This is a genomic window from Klebsiella scottii (assembly GCF_036561945.1).
GTDB classification, from domain to species: domain Bacteria; phylum Pseudomonadota; class Gammaproteobacteria; order Enterobacterales; family Enterobacteriaceae; genus Klebsiella; species Klebsiella scottii.
This window is the reverse complement of the sequence record NZ_JARXNI010000020.1, coordinates 2,987,745-3,003,397: the sequence shown is the minus strand read 5'-3', so window position 1 is coordinate 3,003,397 and position 15,653 is coordinate 2,987,745. Positions and strand designations below refer to the sequence as shown.

Here is a 15,653-nt window from a genome sequence, read left to right as displayed (position 1 = left end):
ATAATGAAGGAAAATAACGCTATCTTGCGCCTTGAGGATGTTGGCTTTCAGGTCGATAAGTCGATCATTTTGCATAATATTAATCTCGAGCTGAGCGCCGGGGAATTTAAGCTGATTACCGGGCCCTCCGGCTGCGGTAAAAGCACGCTGCTTAAAATTATCGCCTCGCTGCTTAGCCCGACCAGCGGGAAGATTTTTTATTCCGGCAAGGATATCAATACGCTATCGCCGGAAACCTACCGCCAGCAGGTCTCATACTGCGCGCAAACTCCGGCGCTATTTGGCGACTCGGTCTATGACAATCTCATTTTTCCCTGGCAAATTCGCCACCAGCAGCCGGACCCGCAGGCGCTGGTTGCCGATTTACGCCGCTTTGGGCTGGCGGAAAATACGCTGGGCAAATCGATCAACGAACTCTCCGGGGGAGAAAAGCAGCGCGTTTCGCTTATTCGCAATTTGCAGTTTTTGCCGCAGGTGCTGCTGCTCGATGAAATTACCAGCGCGCTGGATGACAGCAATAAGCGCAACGTTAACGATATTATTCATCGCTATGTGACGGAAAAGAATATTGCGGTGCTGTGGGTGACGCATGACCGTAATGAAATCGACCACGCCGATGAAGTGATGACGCTGCAGCCGGCTAGCGCAGGCGGTCAGGAGGTTATCAATGAACGGGCATAATATCACTAACGAATCGCTGGCCCTGTCGATGGTGCTGGTACTGGTAGCCATCGTGGTGAGCTATCGCGAAAAGCTGGCGCTGGAGAAAGATATCGTCTGGAGCATCTGTCGGGCGGTGGTGCAGCTGATTATCGTCGGCTACGTGCTGAAATATATCTTCAACGTTAATCACGTTCTGCTGACGCTGCTTATGGTGCTGTTTATCTGTTTTAACGCGGCGTGGAATGCGCAAAAGCGCAGCAAATATATCGATAAGGCCTTCATCTCATCATTTATCGCCATTACCACCGGCGCAGGGCTTACGCTGGCGGTGCTGGTCTTCTCCGGATCGATCTCTTTCGTGCCGATGCAGGTGATCCCTATTGCCGGCATGGTCGCCGGCAACGCGATGGTGGCGGTGGGGCTGTGCTACAACAATATGGGCCAGCGCTTCAGCAGCGAACAGCAGCAAATTCAGGAGAAGCTGAGCCTCGGCGCGACGCCAAAGATGGCCTCGGCCAGATTAATTCGCGACAGCATTCGCGCCGCGCTGATCCCGACCATCGATTCGGCGAAAACGGTGGGGCTGGTGAGCCTGCCGGGGATGATGTCGGGGCTGATTTTTGCCGGGATAGACCCGGTTAAAGCGATTAAGTATCAGATAATGGTCACATTTATGCTGCTATCGACCGCCAGCTTATCAACAATCATCGCTGGCTATCTGACCTACCGGAAATTCTTTAACCCTCGTCACCAGCTGGTGGTGACGCAGTTGAAAAAGAGCGAGTAGCGTCGTTCCCGCAGAAGGCGCTGGACGCCTGACCCGGGCTACGGGGGGCCGTAGCCCGGTCAGCGAAGCGCCGCCTGGGCGTAACGATCAGTACAGCAGGGAGTAGAGCTGACGGCGATATTTCGCGGCCAGCGCATCGCCGGTGCCGAGGGCGGCAAGAATTTCCTGCAGCATCTTGCGCACCTGGCCGTCGCCGGCGTCTAAATCTTTCTGCAGATGGCTGAACAGCAGAGCCAGCGCCTCTTCGTTGCGGCCAACCTGATGCAGCTGCAGGGCCAGCTGAGCCGCCAGCGCCGCGTCTTCCGGATTTTGCTCAACCTGCTGCTGGAGCAGCTGGATTTCCGGCGTATCGGCCGCCTGCTTGAGCAGCTCAATCTGCGCAACCAGCCCCTGGTAGCGGGTATCCTGATCCTGTAGCGGAACCGTTTTCAGCACCGCTTCGGCTTCGTCGGAGCGGTGCAAGGCGATTAGCGTTTCCGCCAGCAGCAGGCCAATCTGGCTCTCCTGAGCGGAGAGCTGCCACGCCTCTTTCAGCAGCGGCAGGGCTTCGGCGTACTTCTCTTCCTGCATCAGCGCCAGCGCCTGCTGGGCTTTTAACTCTTCTTCGCGCGGTAGCACTTTATCAAGCAGCGCGCGGACGGCGGCCTCCGGCTGCGGGCCTTCAAAGCCGTCTACCGGCTGACCGTTCTGGAACAGATAAACCGTTGGAATCGAGCGCAGGCCAAACTGCGAAGCCAGCATCTGCTCGGCATCGCAGTCCACCTTCGCCAGCGTAAACTGACCGTTGTACTGCGCCGCCAGACTTTCCAGAACCGGCGTCAGCTGCTCGCAGTGCTGGCTGCGCGCGGACCAGAAATAAAACAGCACCGGCGCGGTAACGGATTGTTCCAGCGTCTGGTGCAGGTTAGCTTCGGTAATGTTGATAATATTCTGTACTGACATAAGCGCATCTCTTTAATCAATTTTTTGTATACATGGGGGCGACGGCCGGAGCTTCAACTCAGCCCTGGATAATTTTGTCCATCATCCGCGTTGGCAACAGGCGTTTGAGCAGGGCCACCGCGTGCGTGACTAAGGTCACCGGATAGCGCAGCCTGGGTTTATCGCTAACGAAAGCATGGCGCACTTTTTCCACCACCGCCTCCGGCCCGAGGGTAAAGCGCGCGGCGATACCGGGGTTTTCCACCGGCTTATCGCTCCGGGTTTGATTGACGTTGCTCGTAAAGCGGGTGCGAATCGGCCCCGGCTCAATCAGGCTGACCTTAATGCCGCTATAGCGCAGCTCCATGCGCAGGGCGTCGGACCAGGCTTCCAGCGCGTATTTGCTGGCGGCATAGGCGCCGCGACCGGGGCTGGAGATGATCCCCATGACCGAGGAGGTCATCACGATACGGCCCTCGCCGTGCGGCTCCATAGCCGGAAGCAGCAGCATGGTGAGCTGGTGGGCGCCAAAAAAGTTGGTGGAAAACTGCTGCTCCATCTGCTGGCGGCTAACGGCGATCAGCGGGCCATAGACGCCGTAACCGGCGTTATTAAACAGGCCATACAGCCGATTCTCGGTCAGGGCGATAACCTCTGCCGCAGCGCGCTCCACGCTCAGCGGATCGTCGAGATCCAGCAAAATACCGGTCAGTCCGAGTTCCTGCATCCGCGCAACGTCGTCAGCCTTGCGGCAGGCGGCCAGAACGTTAAAGCCCTGACGTTTCAGATCGAGCGCGCTTTCAAGGCCAATACCGCTGGAACATCCTGTAACTAAAACCGTTTTTTGCATAACTTTACCTGCAAACAACCCCTGAGGATCAGGAGTCATGATTAACTAAGGGAGCCAGCCGCGTCGCCATCCAGTCGGCAATAAACGGCTGGGCGTCGCGGTTGGGGTGGATTCCATCATCCTGCATCCACTGTGGCTTCAGATAGACCTCTTCCATAAAAAAGGGTAACAGAGGAATATCAAACTCTTTGGCCAGTGCGGGATACATTGCGCTAAAGGCTTCATTATAACGACGCCCATAGTTGGCGGGCAGGCGAATTTGCATCAGCAGCGGCTGGGCATTCGCCGCTTTGATATCCTGCAAAACGGTGCGCAGAGTCTGCTCCGTTTGCTGCGGCGGGAAGCCGCGCAGTCCGTCATTGCCGCCCAGTTCGACCAGCACCCAGCGCGGTTGATGCTGTTTAAGCAGCGCCGGCAGACGCGCCAGCCCCTGCTGCGACGTGTCGCCGCTGATGCTGGCGTTAACTACCGGCGTTTTTGCCTGCCACTTATCGTTAAGTAGCGCAGGCCACGCGGCGTTGGCCGCCATTCGATAGCCGGCGCTCAGACTGTCGCCGAGAACTAACAGCGTGTCCGCCGCCATCGCGCGGCAGGTAAACAGGACCAGAAACAGGAAAGGCAAATGCCAGCGGAAAACATACTTGAAGTTCATCATCTTAAGAAGTCCGTCGGTCAGGGAGAGCATCAGCTTTCCATCCTCACCGGAGTTGAGCTGGTTGTCAAACCGGCGCAGACCATCGCCCTGATTGGCGAGTCGGGTTCCGGCAAATCCACGCTGCTGGCGATCCTTGCCGGGCTGGACGACGGCAGCGGCGGTGAAGTCTCTTTACTCGGGCAGCCGCTGCACCGCATGGACGAAGAGGCGAGGGCGCAGCTGCGCGCGAAGCACATCGGCTTTGTTTTTCAGTCCTTTATGCTGATCCCGACCCTCAATGCGCTGGAAAACGTCGAGCTTCCGGCGTTGCTGCGCGGCGAGAGCGACAGCCAGAGTCGGGGCAGCGCCAGGGCGCTGCTGGAGCAGCTGGGGCTGGGTAAACGCCTGAACCATCTGCCGGCGCAGCTTTCCGGCGGCGAGCAGCAGCGGGTGGCGCTGGCCCGCGCCTTCAACGGGCGTCCGGAGCTGCTGTTTGCCGATGAGCCGACCGGCAACCTCGATCGGCAGACCGGGGATAAAATTGCCGACCTGCTGTTTTCGCTCAATCGCGAACACGGTACGACGCTGATCCTGGTGACGCACGATCCGCTGCTGGCGGCGCGCTGCGACCGGCGGCTGCGGCTGGTTGATGGTCAGCTGCGGGAGGAAGCATGATTGCCCGCTGGTTCTGGCGCGAATGGCGATCGCCATCGCTGCTGATCGTCTGGCTGGCGCTGAGCCTGGCGGTGGCCTGCGTGCTGGCGCTGGGGTCGATAAGCGATCGCATGGAAAAGGGGCTGAGCCAGCAGAGCCGTGAATTTATGGCCGGGGACCGGACGCTGCGCAGCTCGCGCGAGGTCCCCGCCGACTGGCTCACGCAGGCGCGTCGGCTGGGATTAACGGTCGGCGAGCAGCTCAGCTTCGCCACCATGACCTTTGCCGGCGATACGCCGCAGCTGGCCGACGTCAAGGCGGTTGACGACACCTATCCCCTTTACGGTCAGCTGGAAACCCAGCCGCCGGGCTTAAAACCGCAGGCGGGCAGCGTGCTGCTGGCCCCGCGATTAATGGCGCTGCTGAATTTAAAAACCGGCGATACCATTGATGTCGGCGACGCCACGCTGCGCATTGCCGGCGAAGTGATTCAGGAGCCGGACGCCGGGTTCAATCCTTTTCAGATGGCGCCGCGGCTGATGATGAACACTGCCGATGTGGCAAAGACCGGGGCGGTGCAGCCCGGCAGCCGCGTCTCCTGGCGCTATAAGTTCGCCGGAACCGCGCCGCAGCTGGCGGAGTATGAGCGGTGGCTGTTGCCAAAGCTGGGGGCGGAACACCGCTGGATTGGCCTGGAACAGGATGACAGCGCGCTGGGTAAATCGCTCGAACGCTCGCAGCAGTTCTTACTGCTCTCGGCGCTGCTCACGCTCCTGCTGGCGGTGGCGGCGGTGGCGGTAGCCATGAGCCACTACTGCCGCAGCCGTTACGATCTGGTGGCGATCCTTAAAACCTTAGGCGCCGGGCGGGCGCAGCTGCGCAAGCTGATCGTCGGGCAGTGGCTGATGCTGCTGGCGCTGGCGGCGATTGCCGGCGGCGCGATGGGGATGGGGCTGGAGAAGATCCTGCTGGTGATGCTGAAACCGGTTCTCCCGGGCGCGCTGCCGGCCGCCAGCCTCTGGCCGTGGCTGTGGGCGATTGGCGCGATGGCGGTGATTTCGCTGCTGGTGGGCCTGCGGCCCTATCGGCTGCTGCTGGCGACGCTGCCGCTGCGGGTACTTCGTCAGGACGTGGTGGCTAACGTCTGGCCGCTGAAGGTCTATATTCCGCTGGTGTGCGCGGTGGTGGTTATCCTGCTGGCGTGGCTGATGGGCGGCAGCCCGCTGCTGTGGGCGGTACTGGCCGGCGCGGTGGTGCTGGCGCTGCTGTGCGGCCTGCTGGGATGGGGGCTGCTGTGGCTGCTGAAGCGGGTGACGCTGAAGGCGCTGCCGCTGCGCCTGGCGGTCAACCGGCTGCTGCGCCAGCCGTGGTCGACGCTAAGCCAGCTGGCGGCGTTCTCGCTGTCGTTTATGCTGCTCGCCCTGCTGCTGGTGCTGCGCGGCGATCTGCTGGATCGCTGGCAGCAGCAGCTGCCGCCGGAAAGCCCCAACTACTTCCTGATTAATATTGCCCCGGATCAGGTCGCGCCGGTCAAAGCTTTCCTCGCCGGGAACCAGACGGCGGCGACGGAGTTCTACCCCATCGTCCGCGCGCGCCTGACGCAGATTAACGGCCAGGCGACGGAGGGCAATAAGGACGAAGCGCTGAATCGCGAGCTGAACCTGACCTGGAGCGACGACAGGCCGGATCATAATCCGCTGGTGGCCGGCGCCTGGCCGCCAAAAGCGGGTGAAGTGTCGATCGAGGAGGGGCTGGCGCAGCGCCTGGGGGTTAAGCTCGGCGATAGCGTCACCTTTACCGGCGATACCCAGGACTTCAGCGCTAAGGTGACCAGCGTGCGCAAAGTTGACTGGGAGAGCCTGCGGCCAAACTTCTTCTTTATCTTCCCGCCGGGCGCGCTCGACGGACAGCCGCAGAGCTGGCTGACCAGCTTCCGCTGGGATAACGGCAGCGGCATGTTGACGCAGCTGAACCGAGAATTCCCGACCGTCAGCCTGCTGGATATTGGCGCCATTCTGCGTCAGGTGGGTCAGGTACTGACTCAGGTCAGCCGCGCGCTGGAAGTGATGGTGGTGCTGGTGACCGCCTGCGGTATTTTACTGCTGCTGGCGCAGGTTCAGGTCGGGATGCGCCAGCGCTATCAGGAGCTGGTGGTCTGGCGCACGCTGGGGGCCGGAAAGTCGCTGCTGCGCACCACGCTATGGGCGGAGTTTGCCCTGCTGGGCGTGGTGTCCGGGATCGTGGCGGCGATAGGGGCTGAGGTGGCGCTGGCGATGCTGCAAACCAAAGTCTTTGATTTCCCCTGGTCTCCGGACTGGCGATTGTGGGTGATGCTGCCGCTCTGCGGGGCGCTGCTGCTCTCCCTGTGCGGCGGCTGGCTGGGGCTGCGTTTGTTAAAAGGCAAAGCGCTGTTCCGCCAGTTTAGCCAGTAATTCAGCGCGCTTGGCATCTGCAGGCCCGGGGTTGAGTACCAACGCCCCGGGCTTTTTACTGCGTTCCGTTTAAGCCTGACGCGCGGTTAGCGGTTCATTCATTGCTCTGCGACGGCAAAGCGCGCCCCTGAAAGCGTGGCGGCGGCGCGACGGAGATAGTGCATTTGCATGACGGTTTGATGAAATTCGCGGCGGCTTTCTTTTAACGGCACAAAATGATAAGTCACTGATTTTTAAGAGCACGAAAGCTTAAAAACGAGACAACACGACGTTCGTAATCACGGTTAATATTCACCTTGCAAATATAAGGTTGCTTATTACTCAAGGAAAAAGCATGGCACATAAAATAAAAGCGCTGGCGATGACGATCGGCGCAGTACTGGCAGTGACTTCTTTTGCTTCCCAGGCTGAGATTACGCTGCTGAAACAAGATCCGCAGGCCGGCGACCCGTTAAGCCGCCTGAACTTCACCGTCGGCGGAAGTATTCGTCCGCAGTTCAACATGATGTCCGGCGATGGCGATAAAGGCTCCTATAAGCGTAACGGTTTCGACGGCGGTACCCGTTTCCGCTTCGCCGCTGATTATTATCTGTTTGATGATATTAGCTGGATCAGCTATTACGAACTGGGGGTCAATATTCCGGCGCTGTTCGACTGGGATAATCACTATGCGGAAGGCGCTAATAACACCTCTCGCCGTATGCTGTATACCGGGCTGAAGAGCGACACCTGGGGGACGCTAACCTACGGTCAGCAAAACAGTATTTATTACGATGTGGTCGGCGCCAAGACGGATATTTGGGATTACGACATGATCGCCCAGGCGCCGGGTAACGGGATCAACGGCGATTACGATGGTTCTTACCGCTCGCGCAATATGCTCAAGTATAAGAAATCTGCCGGCGACGTCGATCTTTATGCTTCTTATCTGTTTGAAGATAATGAGTATCTGCCGGGGAATGGCCTGCGCTATAAGCGTAAAGGCGGGGGCTCCGTTGGCGTGGATTATCACATCATGAAGGACCTGACCTGGGGTACGGCGTGGAACTATACGCGTGCCGAAATGCGCGATCCGTCCAGCGCTGAGAATAAAACCTATGACCAAAATATCCTCGGTACCGCCCTAAGCTGGACGCCGGATAACTGGACCTTCTCCTTCGGCGGCGGCTGGTATCAGAACTTCCTGACCACCAAAAAAGCCGATGTGAATAACTACTTCGCCGGCGATGCCTGGGGTATTGAGTACTTTGCGGGCTATAAAATCCCGGTTGGCCAGTACGCGCTTAAATCCGTTCAGCCGTACTTTATGGGCGACCGCCTGGAATACGTGAACGGACGTAACTACCAGCGCATTGATAACGGTCTGGGGATCAGCTTCCAGCTGGATTATGGCTTCCGCGTTGATTACGAACACGTCTTTACTTCGAGCACCGACAACCTGGGCGATATGAACCTGGTGCGTCTGCGCTACGACTTCTAAACCGCGACCTCCCGCGCAGCGCGATGCCGAAAATCCCGGCTTGCGCTGCGTTTACGCGGGCTACCGCGCCAGCCAGGAGGCGACGTCCTGCCAGGTTCCGCGAAAGATAATCTTCTCTGCCTTTTTACCCAGCTGATAGCGATACATTGGGTCGTAGTACTCTTTCAATAGCGGAACAAGCCACGCAAAATGCGCATCGGTGCTCGCCGTACGCAGCTGTTCAGCCAGCGCGTCATCAAGCAGGGCGGTGAGCTGAGCAAAACGCTGGAGCCCCAGGCGACGGCGGATAGCAAACAGGCCGTGGTGCAGATACGCGCTGTACTCCTGCCAGCCCCGATCTTCGCCGTACGCGGCTATAAAGTCGCGGTGCATCCGGTCAAAATACTCCTCCCGCAGGCGCGCCAGGCGGACGTCAAACGGGTCCTCCACCACCGCCAGCGGCGATTGCGCCATGCGCTCGCGCAGGCATTCCGGCAGATGGTTGGCGCCTATCATATGCCCTTCATCCTCCAGCACCCAGCGGCGCTGGCTGGCCGCTTTTTTCAGCATTGCGACCGCGAGGTGGTTTTCAAACGTTGCCTGAGCATGCTGGTCGCGCAGCGTCCGCCCGAACGATGAGCCGCGATGGTGGGCGAGCCCTTCGAGGTCGATTCCGTCGGGCCGCGTGCCGACCAGCTGAGTTTTACCGTTGCCGGTGCAGCCGCCGATAAGCACTATCGAGCGCTGGACCAGCTCCTGCGTCAGCTGGATGGCGGCCTGGCGCAGCGCCTTATAGCCGCCGACGATCAGCGGATAATCGACGCCCGATTCGCGCAGCCACTGCTGAACAATGTGCGAGCGCTGGCCGCCGCGGGCGCAGCAAAGATAGCCCTGAGGATTGCGTAAGCAGGCTTCACGCCACGCCCGCATGCGTTGGGCGCGAATGTCGCCATTGACCAGGCGATGGCCGCGCGCCAGGGCGGCTTCTGCCCCCTGACGTTTATAGCAGGTGCCGACGGCGGCGCGTTCTTCATCGTCCATCAGCGGTAGGTTGAGCGCTGCGGGGAGAGCGCTTTGGCTGAATTCAACCGGGGCGCGTACGTCAATGAGTGGGGTATCCGCGGCGAGAATTGCGCGGTAATCCGTCCCATTATTCATGGGTCTTCCTTTTGCAGTGAAACCGAGATTTTCTGTAAAGCGAAGGAGGGATTCTACGCGCCTGAAGGCGTGCCGGGGAAGGAATAACGCGCTTCCCCCGGCACGAAAGGCTTAGTTAAGCTGTGACTGCGCCCAGAAAATACCGCTGGCGTACTCCGGCGGCAGCAGCGGCTTTAACGCTTCGAGCGTGGCGCTCAGGCGGTCGGTATCGCTGTCGGTGAGGTTCAGGTGGCCCACTTTGCGGCCCGGACGAACCTCTTTGTCATACCAGTGCAGGTGCACCAGCGGCAGCTTCAGCCAGTCGTAATTGAGATCGGTGCCGATCAGGTTGATCATCACCGACGGGCTGTTGACCACCGGCGGCGGCAGCGGCAGGTCGGTAATGGCCCGCAGATGCAGCTCAAACTGGCTGATGGAGGCGCCGTTCTGCGTCCAGTGGCCGCTGTTGTGCACGCGCGGGGCCAGCTCGTTGATCAGCAGACCATCGGCGGTGACGAAGCACTCCATCGCCATGACGCCGACGTATTTCAGCTCTTCCATAATGGCGGACAGCATGCCTTCGGCCTGATCCTGCTGGCGGGCATTGGCCTGCGGGAAGGCCACGCTGGTCCGCAGAATCCCGTCCTGATGCAGGTTGCGGGTCAGCGGATAGAACACCGTGCTGCCATCCTGAGCGCGGGCGCCAACCAGCGACACTTCGCCGGAGAAGTTAATTCCCCGTTCGACGATGCATTCGCCGTAGTTATCGTCGGGCAGCTGCGCGCAGTCGTTCTCACGCAGACGCCACTGGCCGCGCCCGTCGTAGCCGCCCACGCGGCGTTTAACGATAGCCAGCTCGCCCAGGGTCGCGAAAATCTCCGGCCACTGGTTTTTATCCGCCAGCAGCTGCCACGGCGCGGTGGCCAGGTCCAGCCTGTCGAACAGCTGCTTTTGCGTCAGGCGATCGGCAATAATGGGAAACACGTCGCGGTTAACAAACGCCGGGTGACGCGCCAGTTCGCGGGTGAGGGCCGTTTCCGGCCAGCGCTCGATTTCAGCGGTGATGACGCTTTGCTGAAACGGCACCGCTTCAGGATCGGCCTCAAGGCCAACCGGCCAGACCGCGATACCCAGCGGCTCTCCGGCCTGGCGCAGCATGCGGCCGAGCTGGCCGTTGCCGAGGATACAAACCTGCTTCATGCCGCACCCCGTGGGTCCGGATTATCCAGCACTTCATCGGTTTGCGCCTGGCGCCATGCGCTCAGGCGCTGGTGCAGTTCGGCGTCGTGCACCGCCAGAATCTGCGCCGCCAGCAGGGCGGCGTTGGCGGCGCCGGCTTTACCTATGGCCAGGGTGCCGACCGGGATCCCGCGCGGCATCTGGACGATGGAGTAGAGGCTGTCAACGCCGCTCAGCGCAGCGCTCTGTACCGGCACGCCTAAGACCGGGACCAGCGTTTTCGCCGCAATCATGCCCGGCAGATGCGCCGCGCCGCCCGCACCGGCAATAATCACCTGATAGCCGTTGCTTTCCGCGTCTTCGGCGAAGCTGAACAGCTTATCGGGAGTACGGTGCGCGGAGACCACTTCAACATGGTACGGAACGTTCAGGGCATCAAGGATTTCTGCGGTAAACTGCATGGTAGCCCAGTCGCTTTTGGACCCCATCACGATGGCGATACGCGCCGAATTATTGCGGGAAGACATGCGTCTTAAAACTCCTGTGGGTGTGCTTCACACTGCTTTAGAGGCCACAGAGAATAACACGATATACGGGCGAGGAAAACGGTTGCGTAGGCTGATGTCGGCGGAAAATAGCGCGATAATTAAAACGGGAAAGGGATCAGTTCAACGTCGTCTTTGGTGACTTTGACCATCGAACCTTCGCTGTGCCACGCGCCGAGGACCACGCGAAAAGCCGGCATGCCGTTAGCCTCCATTTGGTGGATGGCCGGGCGATGGGTATGACCGTGGATCAGCCACTGTACGCGATGCTTTTCCAGGGTCGCCACTACCGCCTGTTGGTTAACGTCCATAATCTCCATCGACTTACTGCTGTTGGCCGCGGTGCTGTTGGCGCGCATTTTAGCGGCGATACGGCGGCGAATAAACAGCGGCAGGGCAAGGAAAAGACGTTGGATCCACGGCGTATGCACCTTAGCGCGAAACGCCAGATAGCCGGCATCGTCGGTACAGAGGGTGTCGCCATGCATAATTAAAACGCGGCGACCGTAGAGATCGAGCACGTTCTCTTCCGTCAGCAGCGTCATACCGCAGGCGCGGGCAAAGCGCTGGCCGATAAGAAAATCGCGGTTGCCGTGGACGAAAAAGCAGGGGACGCCGGAGCGGGTCAATGCGCTGAGCGCGGCGGCGATTTCCTGATGCAGCGGGTTAGGATCGTCATCGCCGATCCAGGCTTCAAACAGGTCGCCGAGGATATAGAGCGCGTCCGCCTCGCGGGCCTGGCCGCGTAAAAAGCGGAGAAAACCGGCGACGATCGCCGGTTCTTCGGTTTGCAGATGCAGGTCTGCAATAAAAAGTGTCGCCACGAATTATTCGCTGACGCTGACGCTTTTGATCACCACATCTTCTTTCGGCACATCCTGATGCATGCCGCTGCGGCCGGTAGAAACCGCTTTGATTTTGTCTACCACGTCCATGCCTTCAACGACTTCAGCAAATACGCAGTAGCCCCAACCCTGCAGGTTTTCACCAGAGAAGTTCAGGAAGTCGTTATCAGCCACGTTGATGAAGAACTGCGCGGTGGCGGAGTGCGGCGCCTGAGTACGGGCCATCGCCAGAGTACCGCGGGTGTTTTTCAGACCGTTGTTAGCTTCGTTCTGGATCGGAGACTTGGTTGTTTTCTGCTCCATGCCCGGCTCAAAACCGCCGCCCTGGATCATAAAGCCGTTGATAACACGGTGGAAAATGGTGTTGTTGTAGAAACCTTCGCGGCAGTAGTCCAGGAAGTTTTTAACTGTTTCCGGCGCTTTTTCGTCAAAGGTTTTGATTACGATATCGCCATGATTAGTGTGGAAAGTAACCATTTTTGCATCCTGTTCCGATGATTGTGGTGCTTGAACCCAAGGTTGGGCGTGACATAGGGGGCTGTTATAGCATAACCGCGGGGTTGGATCACCTTGCATTGTGTGCTGCTTCGGGGTTGAATTCAGGTTAGAATACGCGGCTTATCACTACACACGTTTACACGGAATCTTCGATGTTAAAAATTTTTAATACACTGACGCGCCAAAAAGAAGAGTTTAAACCTATTCATGCCGGGGAAGTTGGCATGTACGTGTGTGGTATCACCGTTTACGATCTCTGTCACATCGGTCACGGCCGTACTTTTGTCTCTTTTGACGTGGTGGCTCGCTACCTGCGCTTCCTCGGCTATAAGCTGAAGTATGTGCGCAACATTACCGATATTGACGACAAAATCATTAAGCGTGCGAATGAGAACGGCGAAAGCTTCGTGGCGCTGGTCGATCGCATGATTGGCGAAATGCATAAAGATTTTGATGCGCTGAATATTCTGCGCCCGGACCTTGAGCCGCGCGCGACGCATCATATTGCGGAAATTATTGAAATCACCGGGCAGCTGATCGCCCGCGAGCACGCCTACGTGGCGGATAACGGCGACGTGATGTTCTCGGTTCCGACCGATCCGAACTACGGTCAGCTGTCGCGCCAGGATCTGGAGCAGCTGCAGGCGGGCGCTCGCGTTGACGTGGTTGACGTCAAGCGTAACCCGATGGACTTCGTGCTGTGGAAGATGTCGAAAGAGGGTGAGCCGAGCTGGCCGTCTCCGTGGGGCGCAGGGCGTCCGGGCTGGCACATCGAATGTTCGGCGATGAACTGCAAACAGCTGGGCAACCATTTTGATATTCACGGCGGCGGTTCGGATCTGATGTTCCCGCACCACGAAAACGAGATCGCGCAGTCTACCTGCGCGCACGACGGTGAATACGTGAACTACTGGATGCACTCCGGCATGGTGATGATTGACCGCGAAAAGATGTCGAAATCGCTGGGCAACTTCTTTACCGTGCGCGATGTGCTGAAGTTCTACGATGCCGAAACCATCCGCTACTTCCTGATGTCCGGCCACTATCGTAGCCAGCTGAACTACAGCGAAGAGAACCTGAAGCAGGCGCGTTCTGCGCTGGAGCGGCTGTACACCGCGCTGCGCGGTACCGACAGCAGCGTAGCCCCGGCCGGCGGCGAGGCGTTTGAAGCGCGCTTTGTGGAAGCGATGGACGATGATTTCAACACCCCGGAAGCCTATTCGGTGCTGTTCGATATGGCGCGCGAAGTGAACCGTCTGAAAACCGAAGATGCGCAGGCGGCGAACGCGCTGGCGGCGCATATGCGTAAGCTCTCCGGCGTGCTGGGCCTGCTGGAGCAGGAGCCGGACGTGTTCCTGCAGAGCGGGGCGCAGGCGGATGATGGCGAAGTGGCTGAGATTGAAGCGCTGATTCAGCAGCGTCTCGATGCGCGTAAAGCGAAGGACTGGGCCGCAGCGGACGCCGCGCGTGACCGTCTCAACGAGATGGGTATCGTGCTGGAAGATGGCGCTCAGGGCACCACCTGGCGCCGCAAGTAGGCCTGGAGCCGTACCCCGGGCGAGGCGTCCGGGGATGTCAGAGCCTTGCGCGAAATAAATTAAGCGAAATAAAAATGCCGGACCTTCAGGGGCCCGGCATTTTTTTATTCAGCGACGGCAATCAGGCGGTGATGGTTACGCTCTGGCCTTCAAAGCTCACCGTCTGGCCGGCAACGATCTTGCAGCGCTTGCGGGTTTCAACCGCCCCGTCGACTTTAACCAGACCGTCGGCAATGACGATTTTTGCCTGCGCGCCGCTTTCGCTCCAGCCTTCCAGCTTCAGCAAATCGCACAGCTCAACGTGCGGGTGTTTACCCAGAGAAAAAGTCGCCATCTTAGGCCTCCTGAATGTCGTGATACTCTTCGCACGCCTGCAGCGTGTTCTGAATTAGGGTGGCAACGGTCATCGGGCCGACGCCGCCAGGGACTGGCGTGATGTATGACGCGCGCGCGGCGGCATCTTCATAGACCACATCGCCAACCACTTTGCCGCTTTCCAGGCGGTTAATGCCGACATCGACCACAATCGCGCCTTCTTTAATCCATTCTCCCGGAATAAAGCCCGGTTTACCGACCGCGACGATCAGCAGATCGGCATTTTCGACGTGCTGGCGCAGGTTTTTGGTAAAGCGGTGGGTAACGGTGGTGGTGCAGCCTGCCAGCAGCAGCTCCATGCTCATCGGGCGGCCGACGATGTTAGAGGCGCCGATCACCACCGCGTTCAGGCCGTAGGTATCGATGTTGTAGCGCTCAAGCAGCGTCACAATACCGCGCGGCGTGCACGGGCGCAGACGCGGAGCGCGCTGGCACAGGCGGCCGACGTTGTAGGGATGGAAACCATCGACGTCTTTGTCCGGCGCAATGCGTTCCAGTACTTTCACATTATCGATCCCGGCAGGCAGCGGCAGCTGCACCAGGATACCGTCGATAGCCGAATCGGCATTCAGCGTATCGATAAGCTCCAGGAGCTCCGCTTCGCTGGTGGTTTCCGGAAGATCGTATGAGCGGGAGATGAACCCCACCTCTTCACACGCTTTGCGCTTGCTGCCGACATAAATCTGCGATGCCGGGTTGCTGCCAACCAGCACGACGGCTAACCCTGGAGCGCGTTTTCCGGCCGCAGTGCGCGCCTTCACTTTTTCCGCGACTTCAGAGCGCACCTGCTGCGCAATCGTTTTACCGTCAATAATTTTTGCTGCCATCAGAGAGAGGATTCCATCTGTATCTTAACGAAAGGGGGATGTGGATATTTTGTCAGAAGCCAGCCTCCCTGTCAGTCCTCGTTTGATTTTTTATCGCTTTTCGGCGCGAGGGGGGACGATAAACCATATCGTTGAGGCGGGTTTAAGATGAATAAATGGCGGACCAGCACGCATTTAAGCCGATGTTATGCTGGGAAATGACCGCGAGGATTGGATAATCCTTAGGCATCGCCTGTCGCATAAGTAGACAAGTGACCTACAGAAAACAGTTTGATGGCAAAATGCATTGACTCATCAGGCGTGCACCGT

16 protein-coding genes are annotated in these 15,653 nt (G+C 59.0%); 6 read left to right on the top strand and 10 right to left on the bottom strand.

The window, feature by feature from the left end; all coding sequences use genetic code 11:
- Positions 1-3 precede the first annotated feature (3 nt).
- On the top strand, positions 4-681 hold the full coding sequence (gene fetA, locus QFI97_RS21775) for an iron efflux ABC transporter ATP-binding subunit FetA (protein WP_095094534.1): 678 nt from the start codon (positions 4-6) through the stop codon (positions 679-681).
- Positions 668-1,450 carry an iron efflux ABC transporter permease subunit FetB gene (gene fetB, locus QFI97_RS21770; protein ID WP_095094536.1) on the top strand — a complete coding sequence of 261 codons (783 nt, stop codon included), beginning with the start codon at positions 668-670 and terminating at the stop codon, positions 1,448-1,450. Before fetA ends, fetB begins: the two co-directional genes overlap by 14 nt.
- Positions 1,451-1,537: 87 nt before the next feature.
- Here the strand turns inward: fetB and QFI97_RS21765 are convergent, their stop codons facing one another.
- The 3 genes from QFI97_RS21765 to tesA are packed head-to-tail and all read right to left on the bottom strand — an operon-like array spanning position 1,538 to position 3,876.
- Entirely contained in the window at positions 1,538-2,392 is an 855-nt protein-coding gene (locus tag QFI97_RS21765; RefSeq protein WP_095094538.1) for a thioredoxin family protein, read from the bottom strand.
- 58 nt (positions 2,393-2,450) lie between these two features.
- Positions 2,451-3,260 carry an SDR family oxidoreductase gene (locus QFI97_RS21760; RefSeq protein WP_346431974.1) on the bottom strand — a complete coding sequence of 270 codons (810 nt, stop codon included), beginning with the start codon at positions 3,258-3,260 and terminating at the stop codon, positions 2,451-2,453.
- Positions 3,250-3,876, bottom strand: coding sequence for a multifunctional acyl-CoA thioesterase I/protease I/lysophospholipase L1 (gene tesA, locus QFI97_RS21755; RefSeq protein WP_095094542.1), 627 nt, complete (start codon positions 3,874-3,876; stop codon positions 3,250-3,252). Before tesA ends, QFI97_RS21760 begins: the two co-directional genes overlap by 11 nt.
- Here tesA and ybbA point away from each other — a divergent pair.
- The 3 genes from ybbA (at position 3,844) to QFI97_RS21740 (ending at position 8,421) form a co-directional block, all read left to right on the top strand.
- Complete coding sequence (ybbA, locus tag QFI97_RS21750; RefSeq protein ID WP_041144387.1) at positions 3,844-4,530, top strand: putative ABC transporter ATP-binding protein YbbA; 687 nt, start codon at positions 3,844-3,846, stop codon at positions 4,528-4,530. The genes tesA and ybbA overlap by 33 nt on opposite strands.
- On the top strand, positions 4,527-6,941 hold the full coding sequence (gene ybbP, locus QFI97_RS21745; protein WP_346431973.1) for a putative ABC transporter permease subunit YbbP: 2,415 nt from the start codon (positions 4,527-4,529) through the stop codon (positions 6,939-6,941). The genes ybbA and ybbP overlap by 4 nt, the downstream gene beginning before the upstream one ends.
- A 334-nt stretch (positions 6,942-7,275) precedes the next feature.
- On the top strand, positions 7,276-8,421 hold the full coding sequence (locus QFI97_RS21740) for a porin (protein WP_095094546.1): 1,146 nt from the start codon (positions 7,276-7,278) through the stop codon (positions 8,419-8,421).
- A gap of 60 nt (positions 8,422-8,481) precedes the next feature.
- Here the strand turns inward: QFI97_RS21740 and mnmH are convergent, their stop codons facing one another.
- The 5 genes from mnmH to ppiB all read right to left on the bottom strand — a co-directional run bounded on the left by mnmH (position 8,482) and on the right by ppiB (position 12,583).
- Entirely contained in the window at positions 8,482-9,558 is a 1,077-nt protein-coding gene (gene mnmH, locus QFI97_RS21735) for a tRNA 2-selenouridine(34) synthase MnmH (RefSeq protein WP_346431972.1), read from the bottom strand.
- Positions 9,559-9,669: 111 nt separating this feature from the next.
- A complete protein-coding gene (gene purK, locus QFI97_RS21730) occupies positions 9,670-10,737 on the bottom strand; it encodes a 5-(carboxyamino)imidazole ribonucleotide synthase (RefSeq protein WP_346431971.1) in 1,068 nt (355 codons plus the stop codon).
- A complete protein-coding gene (purE, locus tag QFI97_RS21725) occupies positions 10,734-11,243 on the bottom strand; it encodes a 5-(carboxyamino)imidazole ribonucleotide mutase (RefSeq protein WP_346431970.1) in 510 nt (169 codons plus the stop codon). The genes purK and purE overlap by 4 nt, the downstream gene beginning before the upstream one ends.
- 119 nt (positions 11,244-11,362) lie before the next feature.
- Positions 11,363-12,085, bottom strand: coding sequence for a UDP-2,3-diacylglucosamine diphosphatase (lpxH, locus tag QFI97_RS21720; protein WP_095094555.1), 723 nt, complete (start codon positions 12,083-12,085; stop codon positions 11,363-11,365).
- A 3-nt stretch (positions 12,086-12,088) separates the two neighbouring features.
- Positions 12,089-12,583 (bottom strand): peptidylprolyl isomerase B, encoded by a 495-nt coding sequence (gene ppiB, locus QFI97_RS21715; RefSeq protein WP_095094557.1) that lies wholly within the window; start codon positions 12,581-12,583, stop codon positions 12,089-12,091.
- Positions 12,584-12,756: 173 nt separating this feature from the next.
- On the opposite strand from ppiB, the gene cysS reads away from it, so the two are divergent.
- Positions 12,757-14,142, top strand: a complete 1,386-nt coding sequence (gene cysS, locus QFI97_RS21710; RefSeq protein ID WP_095094559.1) for a cysteine--tRNA ligase — start codon at positions 12,757-12,759, stop codon at positions 14,140-14,142.
- 121 nt (positions 14,143-14,263) lie between these two features.
- Here cysS and ybcJ read toward each other — a convergent pair whose 3' ends face one another.
- A complete protein-coding gene (gene ybcJ / locus QFI97_RS21705; RefSeq protein WP_095094561.1) occupies positions 14,264-14,476 on the bottom strand; it encodes a ribosome-associated protein YbcJ in 213 nt (70 codons plus the stop codon).
- A 1-nt stretch (position 14,477) separates the two neighbouring features.
- Positions 14,478-15,344, bottom strand: coding sequence for a bifunctional methylenetetrahydrofolate dehydrogenase/methenyltetrahydrofolate cyclohydrolase FolD (gene folD / locus QFI97_RS21700; protein WP_041144398.1), 867 nt, complete (start codon positions 15,342-15,344; stop codon positions 14,478-14,480).
- Positions 15,345-15,653: the final 309 nt, after the last annotated feature.

Coding starts and splice junctions, on each gene's coding strand:
- QFI97_RS21740 (WP_095094546.1), top strand. CDS start 7,276: ATGGCACATAAAATAAAAGCGCTGGCGATGACGATCGGCGCAGTACTG.
- purE (WP_346431970.1), bottom strand. CDS start 11,243: ATGTCTTCCCGCAATAATTCGGCGCGTATCGCCATCGTGATGGGGTCC.
- ybbA (WP_041144387.1), top strand. CDS start 3,844: ATGCCAGCGGAAAACATACTTGAAGTTCATCATCTTAAGAAGTCCGTC.
- ybcJ (WP_095094561.1), bottom strand. CDS start 14,476: ATGGCGACTTTTTCTCTGGGTAAACACCCGCACGTTGAGCTGTGCGAT.
- QFI97_RS21765 (WP_095094538.1), bottom strand. CDS start 2,392: ATGTCAGTACAGAATATTATCAACATTACCGAAGCTAACCTGCACCAG.
- fetB (WP_095094536.1), top strand. CDS start 668: ATGAACGGGCATAATATCACTAACGAATCGCTGGCCCTGTCGATGGTG.
- QFI97_RS21760 (WP_346431974.1), bottom strand. CDS start 3,260: ATGACTCCTGATCCTCAGGGGTTGTTTGCAGGTAAAGTTATGCAAAAA.
- tesA (WP_095094542.1), bottom strand. CDS start 3,876: ATGATGAACTTCAAGTATGTTTTCCGCTGGCATTTGCCTTTCCTGTTT.
- ppiB (WP_095094557.1), bottom strand. CDS start 12,583: ATGGTTACTTTCCACACTAATCATGGCGATATCGTAATCAAAACCTTT.
- cysS (WP_095094559.1), top strand. CDS start 12,757: ATGTTAAAAATTTTTAATACACTGACGCGCCAAAAAGAAGAGTTTAAA.
- ybbP (WP_346431973.1), top strand. CDS start 4,527: ATGATTGCCCGCTGGTTCTGGCGCGAATGGCGATCGCCATCGCTGCTG.
- purK (WP_346431971.1), bottom strand. CDS start 10,737: ATGAAGCAGGTTTGTATCCTCGGCAACGGCCAGCTCGGCCGCATGCTG.
- fetA (WP_095094534.1), top strand. CDS start 4: ATGAAGGAAAATAACGCTATCTTGCGCCTTGAGGATGTTGGCTTTCAG.
- mnmH (WP_346431972.1), bottom strand. CDS start 9,558: ATGAATAATGGGACGGATTACCGCGCAATTCTCGCCGCGGATACCCCA.
- folD (WP_041144398.1), bottom strand. CDS start 15,344: ATGGCAGCAAAAATTATTGACGGTAAAACGATTGCGCAGCAGGTGCGC.